The 16,579-nt window shown below is 43.8% G+C and carries 8 protein-coding genes; 4 read left to right on the top strand and 4 right to left on the bottom strand.

Translation table 11 applies throughout. The features are described 5' to 3' along the window. From AB4Z08_RS34900 to AB4Z08_RS34890, 3 genes are all read right to left on the bottom strand, one after another. Window positions 1–7,949, bottom strand: a 7,949-nt coding sequence (locus tag AB4Z08_RS34900; protein WP_441578411.1) for an amino acid adenylation domain-containing protein, incomplete at its 3' end; no start/stop codon positions are given. A 1,072-nt stretch (window positions 7,950–9,021) separates the two neighbouring features. Next, entirely contained in the window at window positions 9,022–9,846 is an 825-nt protein-coding gene (locus AB4Z08_RS34895) for a M57 family metalloprotease (RefSeq protein WP_441578410.1), read from the bottom strand. A 375-nt stretch (window positions 9,847–10,221) separates the two neighbouring features. Further along, window positions 10,222–10,764: a GNAT family N-acetyltransferase gene (locus tag AB4Z08_RS34890; protein ID WP_441578409.1), complete on the bottom strand. Its 543-nt coding sequence runs from the start codon at window positions 10,762–10,764 to the stop codon at window positions 10,222–10,224. 226 nt (window positions 10,765–10,990) lie between these two features. Here AB4Z08_RS34890 and AB4Z08_RS34885 point away from each other — a divergent pair, with 226 nt between their 5' ends. After that, window positions 10,991–11,230, top strand: a complete 240-nt coding sequence (locus tag AB4Z08_RS34885; protein WP_441578408.1) for a GlsB/YeaQ/YmgE family stress response membrane protein — start codon at window positions 10,991–10,993, stop codon at window positions 11,228–11,230. Between the two features lie 68 nt (window positions 11,231–11,298). On the opposite strand, the gene AB4Z08_RS34880 is transcribed toward AB4Z08_RS34885, so the two are convergent. Next, window positions 11,299–13,452, bottom strand: a complete 2,154-nt coding sequence (locus tag AB4Z08_RS34880; protein ID WP_441578407.1) for a GH92 family glycosyl hydrolase — start codon at window positions 13,450–13,452, stop codon at window positions 11,299–11,301. Window positions 13,453–13,681: 229 nt separating this feature from the next. On the opposite strand from AB4Z08_RS34880, the gene AB4Z08_RS34875 reads away from it, so the two are divergent. The 3 genes from AB4Z08_RS34875 (at window position 13,682) to AB4Z08_RS34865 (ending at window position 16,512) form a co-directional block, all read left to right on the top strand. Then, complete coding sequence (locus tag AB4Z08_RS34875) at window positions 13,682–14,641, top strand: alpha/beta hydrolase family protein (RefSeq protein WP_441578406.1); 960 nt, start codon at window positions 13,682–13,684, stop codon at window positions 14,639–14,641. A 159-nt stretch (window positions 14,642–14,800) separates the two neighbouring features. Then, window positions 14,801–15,361: an RNA polymerase sigma-70 factor gene (locus AB4Z08_RS34870; protein WP_441578405.1), complete on the top strand. Its 561-nt coding sequence runs from the start codon at window positions 14,801–14,803 to the stop codon at window positions 15,359–15,361. Window positions 15,362–15,441: 80 nt separating this feature from the next. Continuing rightward, on the top strand, window positions 15,442–16,512 hold the full coding sequence (locus AB4Z08_RS34865; RefSeq protein ID WP_441578404.1) for a FecR family protein: 1,071 nt from the start codon (window positions 15,442–15,444) through the stop codon (window positions 16,510–16,512). Window positions 16,513–16,579: the final 67 nt, after the last annotated feature.

Here is a 16,579-nt window from a genome sequence, read left to right as displayed (position 1 = left end):
TCTTCCAGTTGATCCATGAAAATAACAGTGCCGGCGTAGTTGAATGCAGGATCAATGGTCGCCTGTGTGATGAATAACGGGGCGCCGCTATCTTCCAGCATATAGCTGATACGGTCTGCCGGATAATCGGGATCCATAGGAAGATAAGCGCCACCTGCCTTTAATATCCCCAGCAGGGCGGCGATCATGTCGGGGCTTCTGTCCAGCAGTACTGCGATAATAGGATTTTTAGCTGTTGGCAGCTGTGTCCTGATAGCAGCAGCTACCTGGTTGACTTTTGTATTTAGTGCTGCATAGGTCATTTGATGGTTGTTCCATACCAATGCAGGTGCATCCGGAAATTTGTTAGCCTGTTCTTCAAATAGCTGATGCAAACATTTATCTGTTGGATAGTGGGCGAATGTATTGTCATTGCCCGTCAGCAACCTCTGTTCTTCCACGGCGGTAAGGATGTTGATGTCCGCCAGTTTTTTGTCGGGTGATGCGGTGATCTGCTGTAGCAGATTTACATAGTGTTGCAGGAGCGCGTGAACAGTTGCCTCATGGAAAAGATCGGTACTGTATTCAAGACTTAATCCAATATGTGGCCCGGTTTTAACACCTTCCATCAGCAGGTCAAACTTGCTGGTGTCGTAAATATCTTCTACGGGGCTGAGGATGGCGTCTGCCAGCTGCAACTGTTCTTCTTCCTCATGCCGGAAAGCAAACATGATATCGAACAGCGGATTGCGGCTCATATCTCTTTTCAGTTCCAGTTGTTCTATCAGGAATTCAAAAGGATACTCCTGATTTTTTAAGGCGTCTACACTGGTTTGTTTTACTTCGGCGAGGAAAGCTTTGAACGTCTTTTGGCCGGAAGGATAAGATCTCAGCACCAGGGTATTGATAAATACGCCCAATACTTTATCCAGTTCGGCCCTGGTACGGCCGGCTACCGGTGTACCGACTACAATATCTTCATTTCCGGAATACTTATATAGTAATACCTTGAAAGCCGCCAGTAATAACTGGTTGATGGTACAATCCAGTTGTGTGCTGCGTGTATGCAATTGTCGGGAGAGGTGTTCCGGCAATGCAAACTGTATTCTTTTCCCATTAAAGGATTTGAGTGCGGGTCTAGGGTAATCAGTTTGTAAAGAGAGCACGGGTGCTTCCTCTGAAAACTGTTGTAGCCAATATTTTTGCTGGTCCTGGATGCTGTCGGAAGCAAGGATATTATTTTGCCATACCGCAAAGTCTTTGTACTGAATGGTTAAAGGCTCAAGACTTCCGCCGTTATAAAGCTGCATCAGTTCTTCCATAAATACGGCAGCAGAAATACCATCAGAGATGATGTGATGCATATCGAAGAGGAACAGTTGTTCTGCATCGCTGAAATCATATACATGGGCTCTCAGCAATGGTGGCGCTGAGAGGTCAAATGGGCGGATGAATGATTGTATCAGCTGCGTTTGTGTTGTTACTGCTGCTTTTGTATAACCAATGTGGAAAGGCATCGCCGCCTGTATGATTTGCACGGGCATGCCATCCCTCATTTCAAAGGCTGTTCTCAGCGCTTCATGTCGTGCGATCAAATCCGTAAAACATTTTTCCAGGCGTTGGATATCGATTCTTCCTTTTACCCTGAATGCGCTTGGTATGTTATAACTGTTTTCTGAACCTTCGATCTGGTGCAGCAGGTATAAGCGTTTTTGGGAAGAGGACTGGGCATAAAACGGTTGAACCGGGGCGGGTTGAATCTGTTCTACCTGCTCTTTTTGATGGGTGTCGATATAGGCAGCCTGTTCTTTTACAGTAGGGTTTTTAAAGAACAGGTTTAATGGCAGGCTTACCTGGAATGTTTTGAAAATTCCGGCTACTGCATTCACCGCTTTCAGCGAGTGGCCACCGAGTTCAAAGAAATGATCATGCAAGCCTACTCTTGGAACGTTCAATAGTTTCGTCCACAACGCTGCCAGTTGTATTTCTGTAGGCGTTACCGGTGCTTCGTAACCGGCAGAAGAAAGGTCTGTTTCTTCAGGAACAGGTAATTGCTTTCTGTCTATTTTTCCGTTGCCGGTCAGCGGGAAATGGGTCATCACCATAAAGAAGGCGGGAACCATATAGTCTGGAAGGAAAGCCGCCAGATGCTTTCTCAGATCCGCTGTTGTTATCTCTTCCTCACTGATCACATAGGCGCATAAATATTTATCGCCGGCAGGATCTTCCCTGTCTATTACCAGCGTGTCTTTTACGGCATCGTGTAACAACAGTTTGTTTTCTATTTCTCCCAGCTCTATGCGGAAGCCCCTTATTTTTACCTGGTGATCTATTCTGCCGAGGTATTCAAAATCGCCACCTGGCAGCATTTTAGCCAGGTCACCGGTGCGGTATAATTTTTCTCCCCCAATATATGGGTGATCAATAAATCGTTCGGCTGTGAGTGCTTCTCTGTTGAGATAACCCCGGGCGAGTCCTGCGCCACCCACACATAATTCTCCTGCCACTCCCTGGGCGACCAGCTGTTGATCCTTATCCAATACCAATAAGGAAAGGGTGGGGATAGGTTTCCCGATATTGCTGGTATTGAGATGGATTTCTTTTTGTGTAATCTCTTTATACGTAACATGCACCGTTGTTTCGGTGATGCCATACATGTTAATCAGCTTGCAGTCAGGGTATTTTTCGGGCCATCCTTTGAGCTTTCCGGGCTTGAGTGCTTCGCCTCCGAATATCACATAGCGTAGGCTCAGATCCGCTGCTGGTTGCTCCATTGCTGCAGCCAGCAGGTGATAGAAAGCGCCAGGTGTTTGATTGAGTACGGTTACCTGTTGTTGTTGTAATAGCTGTAAGAAGTCGTTGGCATTTTGTGCAATGATTTTAGGAACAATGACCAGCTTGCCGCCATAGAGCAAAGCGCCATACATTTCCCATACAGAGAAATCGAAACAATAGGAATGGAAAAGTGTCCAGGTATCTTTTTCAGAGAAGTCGAACAGGTTTTTATCGTTGAATAAAAGTCTGACCACATTCCGGTGTTCAATCATTACGCCTTTAGGCTGACCGGTGGATCCGGAAGTGTAAATGATATAGGCAAGGTCCTGCGGCTGTACGTCAACAGGTATGAAGTCGGTTTCTTCTTCCAGTTGATCCATGAAAATAACAGTGCCGGCGTAGTTGAATGCAGGATCAATGGTCGCCTGTGTGATGAATAACGGGGCGCCGCTATCTTCCAGCATATAGCTGATACGGTCTGCCGGATAATCGGGGTCCATAGGAAGATAAGCGCCACCTGCCTTTAATATTCCCAGCAGGGCGGCGATCATGTCGGGGCTTCTGTCCAGCAGTACCGCGATAATAGGATTTTTAGCTGTTGGCAGCTGTGTCCTGATAGCCGCAGCTACCTGGTTGGCTTTTGTATTCAGTGCTGCATAGGTCATTTGATGGTTGTTCCATACCAATGCAGGTGCATCCGGAAATTTGTTAGCCTGTTCTTCAAATAGCTGATGCAAACATTTATCTGTTGGATAGCGGGCAGACATATTGTTGTTTCCCGTCAGCAGGCGTCGTTTTTCCTCTATTGTGAGGATGTTGATATCTGCCAGTTTTTTGTCGGGCGATGCGCCGATCTGCTGTAACAGATTTACATAATGCTGCAGGAGGGCTTGAGCTGTAGCCTCATTGAAAAGATCGGTACTGTATTCAAGATCCAATTCAATATTGGATCCGGTTTTAACGCCTTCCATCAGCAGGTCAAATTTACTGGTGCCGCAAATATCTTCCACGGGACTGAGGATGGCGTCTGCCAGCTGTAGCTCTTCACCTTCATCATACCGGAAAGCAAACATGACATCGAACAGGGGATTGCGGCTCACATCTCTTTTGAACTCCAGCTGTTCTATCAGGAGCTCAAAAGGATACTCCTGGTTTTTTAAGGCGTCTATACTGGTTTGCTTTACTTCGGCGAGGAAAGCTTTGAACGTCTTTTGGCCGGAAGGATAGGATCTCAGTGCCAGGGTATTGATAAATACGCCCAATACATTGTCCAGTTCTGTCCTGGTACGGCCGGCTACCGGTGTACCGACTACGATATCTTCATTCCCGGAATATTTATATAGCAATACCTTGAAAGCTGCCAGTAGTAACTGGTTGATGGTACAACTCAGTTGTATGCTGCGCGTATGTAGTTGCCGGGAGATGTTTTCCGGTAATGCAAGTGTTATTCTGTTCCCGTTAAAGGATTTTGTTGCCGGTCTTGGGTAGTCAGTTTGTAAAGAGAGCACAGGCGGTTCCTGTGAAAACTGCTGCAGCCAATAGTTTTGCTCCTCCTGCATGCTCTCCGAAGCGAGCATATTATTTTGCCATACGGAAAAATCTTTATACTGAATGGTTAGAGGCTCGAGGCTTTCCCCGTTATAAAGCAGCTCCAGTTCTTCCATAAATACCGCATCAGAAATACCATCAGAGATGATATGATGCATATCGAAGACGAGCAGTTGTTTCGCATCGCCGAAATCATATACATGGGCTCTCAGTAATGGGGGCGCCGACAGATCAAACGGACGGATGAATGATTGTATCAGCTGTGCTTGTGCTGTTGCCGCTGCTTTTGTATAACCAACTCGGAAAGGGGTAGCAGCTTGTATGATTTGCACGGGCATGCCATCCCTCATTTCAAAAGCTGTTCTCAGCGCTTCGTGCCGTGCTATCAAATCCGTAAAGCATTTTTCCAGGCGTTCAATATCAATCCTTCCCTGCACCTGGTAGGCGCTTGGCATATTATAGCTGTTTCCTGCTCCTTCGAGCTGTTGCAACAGGTACAAGCGTTTTTGAGAAGAAGATTGTGGGTAGTAATCTCTTTCCGGGATCTTTACCAGTTCCCGCGTGGTAACAGACTGTTTGTTGTCCAGGAGTGTGGCTACATCTCTTAATATGGCAGCACGGAATACCTCACTGAACACCAGCCGGATACTGGTATGTTTATATACGATGTTAATAAACTGCCCTACTTTCAGGCTATGCCCGCCTAACTGGAAAAAGTTGTCGGTAATGCTCAGATGTGGTATGCCCAGTAAATCCTGCCATATGCTGGCGACTAATTTTTCATGCGCTGTTTTTGGAGCTACATATACCTTGTCCGATTCCGTTATCACGGTATCCAGCAGGGCTCTTTTATCCACTTTTCCATTGATGGTGAGCGGAATATTTTTCACGATGAACATCCTGTCCGGTATCATGAAGTGCGGCAGGGTTTTCCTGAGAAACCTGTACAGTGTGTCTGTTGTCGTGTTATCTTTGGTGACTACGAAGGCATACAATGCTTTTTCATTCCGGCTCAATTCTTTTATCACCACTGCCACATTTTGTATCGCTGTATGAAGGGTGAGCGCTATTTCAATTTCACCGGGTTCTATGCGATGGCCTCTTATTTTCACCTGGTCGTCTGCTCTTCCCAGGTATTCGATATTGCCGTCAGACAGCCAGCGTCCGATGTCTCCGCTGCGATATAGTAGTGTATCCTTTTCAAAAGGAGAGGGGATAAATTTAGTGGCTGTTAATGCCGCATTATTTAAATAGCCTTTTGCCAGGCCTGTTCCGGCAATATAAATTTCACCCGGAACGCCGGCAGGCATCAGTTGTTGTTGCTCATCCAGGATATACACCTGCATGTTGCTGATAGGCTTTCCGACAGGTACATTCCTGCTGATATTTTTTGTTTCCTTGAAAATAGTCGTGCATATACTGCACTCTGTGGGACCATAGGCATTGACGTATTCCTGTTCGTCCCGGAGGTTTAATTCCAGCCGTGGTATGGCAGGTTCGCCGGCGCTGATAAGCACCCTTACTTTAGCTAATGATGCCTTATTAAGATTACGCAGGTAGGAAGGAGGTATTATCAGCGCTGCAATTTCGTTTTCACTCAGGAAATTGGAGAAGCGATCGAAATCAGCAATGACATCTTTTGATGCAGGGTATATGGTGGCGCCGGCATATAACGGCATGAACATTTCCAGCACGGAGCCATCAAAAGACAAAGAAGCAAACAACAGGAAATTTTCAGCAGACTTGATATTAATCTCCTTTAAATATTCCATCACCGTATTCAATGCTCCTGCATGTTTTATCACCGTACCCTTTGGCTGACCGGTAGAGCCACTGGTGTATATAATGTAGCTGGTATCATCGGGCGTATTTACCGGGAGCGGATTAAGCGGGCTTTCTCCGGAATACACTGGTTTGTCGATGTAAAGAAGATCGCCATCGAATGTGGGTGCTTCAATATTGCTTTCAGTCAGCAATAATTTGGTGCCGGAATTTTCCAGCATAAATTTTATTCGTTCTTCCGGATAAGCAGGATCGATAGGGAGATAGGCGGCCCCTGATTTAAGAATGCCCAGGATGGCAATAATCGCATTCGCTGATTTGGGGATGAGGAAGGCGACGATTTCGTTGGGCTTTACTTTATAAGTATTCCGGAGATAATGTGCCAACGTATTGGCTTGTGTGTTCAGACTGGCATAAGTGAGCTGTTGTGTTTCAAATACAACGGCCATATTTTCCGGGTATGAGGCAGCTGTTTTTTCGAATTGCGTCACCATTGTTCCCGGGTATGTTGCGACTCCGCATGGCTGATTAAGCAACGCAGCTTTTGCTGTGGATGTTATCACCGGCACCTGGTCAATAGTTTGCGTGGGTGACTGGATCAGGGTGGCCAACAGCGATTGGAATTGCCCGAGGAACTCATCTGTATAATATTCATCCCAGTGGCCAATATTAAAATCAAAATTTACGGTGACATCTTCTGTCTGTGATTCCCGTATAAATATGGCTAGTGGCGATTTTTCCGCATGATGTGATACAACGGCGGTTGCTGTTTCGAAGTTATTAAACCGGGTATTGTAGTTTACTTTTTCGAAAGAGATGGTAATGTCAAAAAGTGAATGCAAATCCGGTTGTTTGGACTTTGCTATCCTGATGATTTCGTCAATCGGGAATTGCTGATGTACCATGTCCTGCCGGAAAGCATCCCGGATTTGAGGCAGTAGCTGCTCAAAGGTAAGGGAGGAGGCATAACTCATCCGGAAAGGCAGCACGCCTACAAACAGGCCGAGGGTTTCCAGGAATGCGGCATTGTCCCTGTTCCGTACGGGTACACCGATAACGAGATCATTGTTGCGGCTGATTCGTGAGAAATAGGTGTAAAATATGCCCAGGAAAACATGGAAGGTGGTAACATTATTCCGGGAGGCCAGCAAACGTATGCTTTCGTAAAACTGTTTGTCTATCGACACTGATTTCCGGATGCTGCTGATCAGGAACTCCTCTTTTTTGGTGTCCCGGATGCCTGCAGAGAGTTGGGGAGGTACTGTTGAAAACCGCTGTTCCCAATATGTTTTGTCCTGTGTGAATGTGGATGAGTGTGTATACGCCTGATCTGCCCGTACATAGTCGAGATAGGAAAACGTGGTATCAGAAGAAACAGGTGTACCTTCTGACAGCGATTCATATATGGCTGAGAGTTTACTGACCATCAGCGGAATGCTCCAGCCATCCACAATTGTATGGTGCATTTTAATATACCAGCAATAGGAAGTAGCTGATTGTTTTAGCAATGCAAAGGTATACAGCTTGTTTTCAGTGAATGGCAAAGGCGAAACAGATTGCCTGTTCATCCATTCCTGGCAGGCTTTCTGGCTATTTTCATCGTTTGAAAAATCCAGGAAAGAAAAGATGGAGGCATCAGCAGGAACAGTTGGTTTTATCAAAAGCCGGGGTATGCCGTCTATCTCTTCAAATCCGGAGCGGAGTACATCATTTTGCGCAATTAGTATATAGATGGATTTTTCGAATAAACTAACATCTATACTTCCGTGTATGTGCGTATACACACATACATTGTATATGGCGGATTGCAAAAACAGTTTCTGTTCAAACCAGATGGCTCTTTGGTTAGCAGGAAGGGAAAACATATCTAAAAATTTGACACAAGTGACTATAATAGTGTAAATCGGAATTCTAAAAAGTGATAAAAAGTTAAGTCTGAATTAAGTTTAAGAACGATGTTTTTTGTTATTGCTGGCATTCATACAAAGAGGAATTCATATCTCTTATCATTGTTGACATCTGTTTGGGAAGTTGTCACTGATTAAATGGAAAACAAGGTCATTTTGAGTGTTGAATCGCCTTTGATAAAACAACTACTTAACTGTTTAAAACAGGTTATAACCATCACTTTTCAGCAACAGGAATATCATTCAAAGTTATGTTCAGGTACAAAAACAATCCCGGCGGAAGTAATTGTTTTTTGTTTGTCAGTAAACGGTTTATTGCTGAGTTTATTGGCAATGTTCCCGATTAGAGAACAGGGAAAATATACTATAAATGCATTTCACCTCTTTTTATGATGCACAGGCATTTCTACCTAATTTAAAAATTAAATGAGTTAAACAATAAATGCAAAAAAGATTGTAATCCAGCTTACTTAGCTAACTAAGTGTTGGATGGAAAGCAAATAGATAAATAGAACACCACAATATTAATGATTATCAGGTCTGGGCTTCATTTCGTTGTGATTTTTACAGTAAAAGTTTTCAATAATTAGTTGATCCTGCGCTTGGTGGCGTGCCGGGCATAACAAAAATCAACTGCATGTTCCGTGTTAACGAGATATGTTACTACCTGGATAGTATTTCGATTTCTAAATGTAAAATTTTTTGTTGGAAGAAAAAATTGTCTTCATTTCTTTATAAAGTTTTTAACAATGATATATTGATGATCACTGCATTAGTCTTGCAATTTGTGCATAAATATATTTTGAGCGGCATGAATTTTAAATTGTTACAACATCCAAAATGGCGCTTTTACGTTATAGGCGGAATTGTTCTATAGTGCTATATTGCTGCAGTGAAAACACAGGTGTGAGGAATATAGCTTTATAATAAATCCTTTTTACACGGAAATAGAAAAAGGTTACACCAGCACGATCTGAGAAGTGTAACCTTTACGTTGATAATATTTTTTCAATGCATCTCTCTGTGTGGGTTATTGATAGAGGTAGTTCAACGCAATGATATCATTGCTATTAAACGTACGGTTGCCACCATTGGAACAGGCAAGCATCCATGAATCTGCATCGGGTGAACTTGGTGTTCCCGGAATATAAACGGCGCCAACGCCGCCGTCACCTTCATCTATCGGATCACCACCACAACTGTAGGAGCGGTCCATGTAGTCGGTATGACGCATACCAATGCAATGTCCTATTTCATGTTGAATAACGGACCCTACATATTGTACATTAGGATTGCTACCATATGCATCAGGGTGTGTATTCATTTGCACAAGGTTGTACGGATCTCCGTTATCAGTAGGGAAACCAGACGAACCTAACGTGATATAACCACCGCTGGGGCCTTCGTAAAAGCCTTTAATAGTAATATCAGCTGTGCCGCTGGTGATGCGCTGAAATTGTATCCGGAGATTCAGCGCATTGTAACGTTGAATCGCCAGGTCGGTTCCCTGCACAAACGCGGTGCCCAGGTTACTAACCTTTACCTTGATAACACGTGGTAAGCCATATACCGTGTTATCTGTGTTGTATTGTTCCGTTTTGGCTACTCTTACCTTACGGGTAACATCTTTCTTTGAAAGGTCCTTTGTACTCAGGAAAATATCTCCTTCTACAAGGTAGCCATCGTTTACTGCATGTACATTTCTGGTACTGAATCCTTTCGCTTTTATTTGTGCTAAAACAGCGTCAGGAACATTGGGTTTTTCACTACCACTTTGTTTATTATCCTTTTGACATGAAATGACGAAGGATGCTGCCAGAAGGCAGATGAAAAATAATGCTGCTTGATTTTTCATTGATTGAGATTTTGGGTTTTTAGAATATGATCGTGCCTGCATGAAAAAAAGAGATATACGCACAGCTATATGGATAGCCGGTGTCAGGAAAAATTAATGAAAGGAAATGCTCAGTAAGCAATAAAGAAAGCCGATAGGCATATATGCCCGCTAAATGAATCCATCTTTTTTCTGTTGGTGAAATCCAATCCTGTACAGTGATTTGGGTCTACTGTGGGTTACAAAAGTTTACTTAAAGATGATGGTTTAGTCTCTCAGATTTTGTTGTAAATAGTAAGTATCGTTCAGGCAATATTACGGCTTTTGTTTCAGCCACATTTGTGTGGTCGTTAATTTAATGGAATTTTAATGTGCTACTGCAGGATTTTTTTGTCATCAGCTTAATAATAGCGGGTAGGCATCTTTCCTGATTTCATATACAAAATTCAATTTGGAAGCTTCTCCGTAATAGGCAATGTTTTCGGTAGCTATTTTGTTGGCGCCCAATCTGCCAATAGCGATCTGGGAACGGATGTTTTCAGCGCCAATGTGGAAATGCACTTTATCTACATATTGGAAGATGTAGTCCAGCATCAGCTTTTTGACGATGCTGTTGATACCTGTTCCCCAAAATCTGGTACCATAAAAAGTATAGCCGATCAGTATACTTTTCTCCTGCTCATTATAGTCGTAGAAACGGGTGCTGCCTGCTATTTCTCCTGATTTTTTATCTATGATTTTAAATGCACCTTTGCTGAGTATGGCGCCATCAAAATAAGTGAGGAAGACTTCTCTTTTCCAGCGGTCTTTATTGGGATGTTGTTGCCATATTGCTTCGTCAGCAGCTACAGCATACAGCGCGTCAAAGTCGGCTGCTGTTAAGGGTAACATCAGGGCGGTATCATTTTCTAAAATAGGTTGTATGGAGAAATTTATCATCGATAATTTATTTTTTCCGCACAAAATTACAATTAAGCCGTAAGAGCTGAGTAGTCCAGGGGGAATAAAACGGATAGTCCAGTGCTGGTAATGTAGTGTTGCCAAACATACTTACCCGGTCTTATTAAGATGTAAAAATATAGGTAATAACACGGCATCCCCTCAGAAAGAATGGTGAATATGTAAATTTATTGTTACATTCATCTAATCTCAAAAATCTTTCTTTATGTTATGGACTTTACTAATCGGTGGCATTGCAGGATGGCTTGCCGGTAAATTAATGCGTGGTGAAGGGTTTGGTGTGATTGTAGACATCCTTGTGGGGGTTGTTGGCGGTTGGCTGGGAGGCTGGGTGTTTGGCAAACTGGGCATCCATGTGGGAAATGGATTCATTGGCTCCCTGATCGTAGCATTGATAGGATCCGTGATTCTTATCTGGCTCGTACGTCTTATTAAAGGTAGATAGCCTTTTAAAAGATATTTACGGTACAGCACTCACCGGTGTAACACTGGTGAGTGCTGTTATATATTGCTTTACCTCGTACTGATTTCTACTTTACCTCCATTCCTGAACAAATCATTCGGCACAAAATACCCGTTAAGTTGTTGCCCGTTTACTTTGATCCCTGTTAAATTTCTACCTTTCCCCGGTTTCGATATCGTGAGCAATTTACCACCCGCTGTTTTCCATTTCACTTCATCAAAAAGCGGCACCGTGACAATATATTCCGGATCAGTAGCGGAGAACGGATACAATCCTAATGCACTAAATACATACCAGGAAGACATTTCACCTGCATCATCCATGCCGCAGAGCGCAATACCATCATCGCCGATACCGTATAAAGTATTTAAGATGGTATCCAGGATATGCTGGGACTTTTCAGGTTTCCCAACGAAATAATATGCAAAAGGCGCTTCATGATCCGGCTGATTACCATGGCAATACTGACCTATCATTGTTTCCACATTCCGGGCAATATATCGGGAATTCCAGGGAACGGTGAACAGGGAATCCAGTTTGGATTCAAATACTTTTGCACCACCATATAAGGCCACTAAACCGGGCATGTCGTGTGGCGCAAAGAAAGATACCTGCCAGGCGTTGGCTTCTCTATACATGTATTCGTAATAAGGGTATTGCGGATTAAAGGGGGTAATCCAGGAACCATTTTCCAGCCTGCCCCGCATAAACCGGGTAGATGAATCAAATACATTTTTGTAGTTTTTGGACCTGGCCATAAGCATCCTGTAGTTGGCGGTATCTCCCAGCTTTTTGGCAATCTGGGCAACAGAGTAGTCATCATAGGCGTACTCCAGTGTTTTGGACACACCCGCTTTCCCTTTTGTTTCTACGTGAGGATTCGTTACATCCGGATCTGAAATAAACCCTTTTTCAATATACTCCCTGATAAATGGTCTGGCACCGGCTTCTACATTGGCGTTCTTCAGCAGTATTTCATAAGTACCTTTGATATCAAAATTATCAATGCCTCTCAGGTAAGCACCTGCAATAGAGGAGGCGCCGTGATCACCATGGAAAAAAGTAGGGATGAATCCTCTTTTATCTCCCACATCTTTCATGGACTTAATCACATCCAATGTTACCTGCGGGGTGATCAGGCCCAATAGCACATCTTTATTCCGGTAGGTATCCCACAGCGAAGGCTCTGTGTAATAGTTGAAATCAGCTTTCACTACATTATGTTTGGCATCGGTAAATGCGCCGTTTGCATCGCTGCGTAATGCGGGCCATAGGAATGACCGGTACAAACAGGAATAGAGCATTACTTTTTGTTTCTCTGTGCCACCTTTTACCTGTATGGATGACAACAGCGCCTCCCATTTTTTAGTGGCTTCGTTGCGGATGTCGGCAAAAGATTTGCGACCGATTTCTTTCTCCAGGTTTTCCTTTGCATTGGCCATGCTTACGAATGATATGCCTATTTTCACCTCTACAGGCCCGGTACTGCCATCCACTAAATGCACCACGGCATAACCATCGTTGTTACCTTTGTTTTTCAGTTCTAATTTTGCAATGCCCGTGTTCAGGAGTGCATAAAAATAAATTCTTTCTCCCGCCTGCTGATAGCCCTGTACAGCATTGTTACCCGCTTTTTCAATATCCCAGCCGTTGACCCTGTTGTTGGCTTTGGCCAGGTCAAAAAGAATTTGCCGGTCACTATTATTTTTATATTCATATTGGTGATAACCGCATCTTAAGGTAGAAGTAAGATTTACATTCACATTGTAATCATCCAGGTACACCTGGTAAAATCCGGGTGCAGAACTTTCTTTTTTATGGGAGAAGTGTGAACCAAATTTTTCACCCGGATTTGAAACTGGCAGGATAGGAATATTACAAAGATTCCAGTGCCCTTTGTTGGTATGTGTAAAGCCAAAAATGAAGTTATCCTCATATTGGTATCCTGCGCCGGATCCATAGGCTGTTATGGGGCTTAGCTGTACCATAGCATTGGGAAGGGAGCTGCCGGGAAAAGTAAGTCCTGCCCATGATCTCCAGCCCTGTGGTAATTCATACCCTAAAATTTTTGGATCTGTCAGTGGTGCGGTGCCAATAAAAGTATTTACATACTTCGTATAAGCCGTTTTGGTCTGGCTGTTAGCTGTTGCCGCAAACAGCAATAACCATAAAATGTGGAATCCCTTGATAACTTGCTTGTTCATGTTTGGTAAATAGTTTTGTGGCTATCTCAAATATATAAGTACCTTATTGAGTGTCTTACACACACTGTATGTGATTGCTAAACCGATTTAGGAACCGATAAATGTATTCAAAAAAAAGTATTAATCAAAGCTATTATTGTGGAGTGGGATAGGCGTAAAAGCAGGTCCGCAATTATTACCGGAATGATGAACTATCTTGAGCGGGATTTTTTCACCATAATAATAACCCATGAAAAAAGTTTACCAGCCTTTACTGCTACTGTTTTTATCAGCCGGTTTTCTTTCCTGTAATAACAATAACGGTGGTAAAACCACGGAGGCAGCCCAGGAAGCATTGCCTGCTTTTGCGGATTCCCGGAAAGGATTTGTTACCAAATTGACGCAGCACAATAAAATGGATGTGCCGGTACCCCAACCACCGAAGGAGCTGTTTTCCATTGTGGCCTATCCGTCTGATATTGGCAACATGGAAGCCTATCTTGGTAAAATACCGGACAGCGGGAAATTACATCCGGCCATTATCTGGATCAGCGGGGGCTTTGGAAATGATATTGGTGGGGTCTGGGAGGAGGCTGATCCGGAAAATGATCAGACGGCCGGTGCATTCAGGAAAGCGGGTATTGTGATGATGTATCCGGCTCAGAGAGGTGGTAATCGGAATCCGGGGTATGATGAGTCGGGTTTTGGTGAAATTGATGATATACTGGCCGCCGCTGATTTTCTCGCTAAACAGCCCGGGATAGACTCTAATCGTATTTACCTGGGTGGCCATAGTACTGGTGGCACAAAGGTATTGCTCGCAGCGGAATGTAGTAAAAGGTTCAGAGCGGTATTCAGCTTTGGACCGGTACAATCCTATGATAGCTATGGACCGGAGTCCTGTACCTTTAACACGCAGGATAGCAAAGAGTCACTCCTCAGGTCACCGGCTTCCTGGCTTTCCTCATTACAAACGCCGGTATATGTTTTTGAAGGAGATGGACAGGGTAATATTGAGGAGTTACGCGCCATGAAAAAGAAGGCAGCAGCAGGACAAAATAAGTATACCCATTTTTATGAAGTGAAGAACAAGGATCATTTTTCCGCCCTGCAGCCGGTTTGTAAAATTGCTGCACAGAAAATTCTGGAAGATGATAAACCGGGAGCTGTAAATATGGATTTTGAAGAAGAGATCGCAGCTATTCAATAGGTGCACCTGGAGGAGAAGACGTTGAAGGTTGCCTTAAGGTGAGCTTTACGCTGTCGGTAGACATAGGGCACTTTATTTACGGGTAATTTAGTATTAAAAATGGGTAATCCGGTGTTCATCTCCTATTAAAAGAAATCTTATTTTAGGCTATTCATGACCATGAGCAGCAAAGAACAGGATTATTATTCTTTTTGGGCACTGGGAGATCTTGCCGCATTTAAACAGATGATGAAGGCTTTCAGCCCTTCATTAAAGTATTTTGCGTGTAGTATCGTAGGAAATGAAGCAGAAGCGGAAGAGGTGGTAGCAGATGTGTTTATCAAAATATGGCAACAAAGAGTGGACATTACCCCACCTGATAATTTACAATACTATCTTTTTAAAGCTATAAAAAATACCGCTCTTAATTACCTCAAAAGTAATGGCCGCAGAACCACCCACTATGCGGCCTGGGAAGTACAGGTAAGCCGCCATGGCGTCCAAAGTCCGGAAGACATACTCATAAGCAAGGAGCAGCTGGACCATATCCGGTCCGCCATTCAGTCTTTGCCCCCGCGTTGCCGGCAGATTTTCGTACTTGTAAAAGAAGAAGGCTTCACCTATGAGCAGGTAGCCGCCCTGCTCGACCTTTCAAAAGCCACGGTAAATGTACAGATGACGATTGCCCTGAAGAAAATATGGTCGGCACTGGGACCCAGCATCAAATATTCCTACTCCTAATTTTTTTACCCCCGCTTAATTGTTTTCTCTTTTTGAGTTGTCTTATTAGAGAATTGATCAAAAAACTATACTTTCTGTAAATGCCCAAACGGTTATCGGAGCTATTGGCCCTGCACTGGAGCGGAGAAATTTCCGCCGCGGAAAAAGCGGAACTGGATGAATTGTTATTGCAACATCCTGGCGACTGGCTGAAGGCCGGCCAGATGGAACAGCTTTCGTTCAGAAAGGTGTCTGCTTTTGATGAGGAAGATGCGGATAGGCTGGTAGACAGGGTAAGCAGTTTTATAGAAGAGGAAAGCCGGGCGCAGGCATCTGCCAGGCCGGTGGCTGAAAGACGTCGCTTTATGGCCCGCAAATGGCTTGTATCGCTATTAGTCGTTGTTGGTTGTGCCGGCGGGTTACTGACATATTATTACAAACAGTCACCCTTTGCCGGATATAAAATAGTAACAACAGATGCCGGTATGAAAACGAGGATCCGCATGGCAGATGGTAGTACTATTCTGCTCAACGCCGGCAGTACTTTGCGGTATCCGGAAAAAATGGACAAAGCCTTCAGAGAAGTATATCTCACTGGAGAAGCTTATTTCGATATCAAACACGCTGCCAGCCGCCCTTTTATTATACATGCGGAAAAAATGGATGTTCGGGTGCTGGGAACTTCTTTTAATATACGTTCTTATAAAGAGGAAGATTTTGAAGAAACAGCGGTGATCTCCGGAGCGGTAGAAGTAGTGGTAAAAGAAGGGCAACAGGTATTCCGGATAGCACCCAACGAAAAGGTATTGCTGAGAAAGGCGTCTGCAGAAAAAGACACGAAGGGAAATGCCGTGAATACGGCTACCACACAAGGAAACATCGTTATTGAACGTCAGCCATTATCCCCCATTTCATCCACAGACAGCAGCCGGGTGCTGGAAACAGCCTGGATAAACAATCAACTGATATTTCAAAATGAAACATTGTCCGCTATTGTGCAAAGGCTCGAACGCTGGTACGGTGTAAAGATCATCATCCGCGATCCGCAGCTGGCGGCATTAAGATTCTCAGGCCGGGCCGATAATGTGCCCATAGAAAAACTATTAAACATCTTACAGGAAATTCAACCATTCAAATATTCCATCCAGGATGATATAATAACGATTAACTAAACCTACCAATATGAATAACAGGATCATTATTGGGGAGCGACCTCCCTAGCGGGTTTACTATGCCGGA

The organism is Chitinophaga sp. RAB17 (genome assembly GCF_052114225.1).
Taxonomy (GTDB): domain Bacteria; phylum Bacteroidota; class Bacteroidia; order Chitinophagales; family Chitinophagaceae; genus Chitinophaga.
The sequence above is the reverse complement of the archived record's forward strand: the minus strand, read 5'-3'. Positions and strand labels throughout refer to the sequence as shown.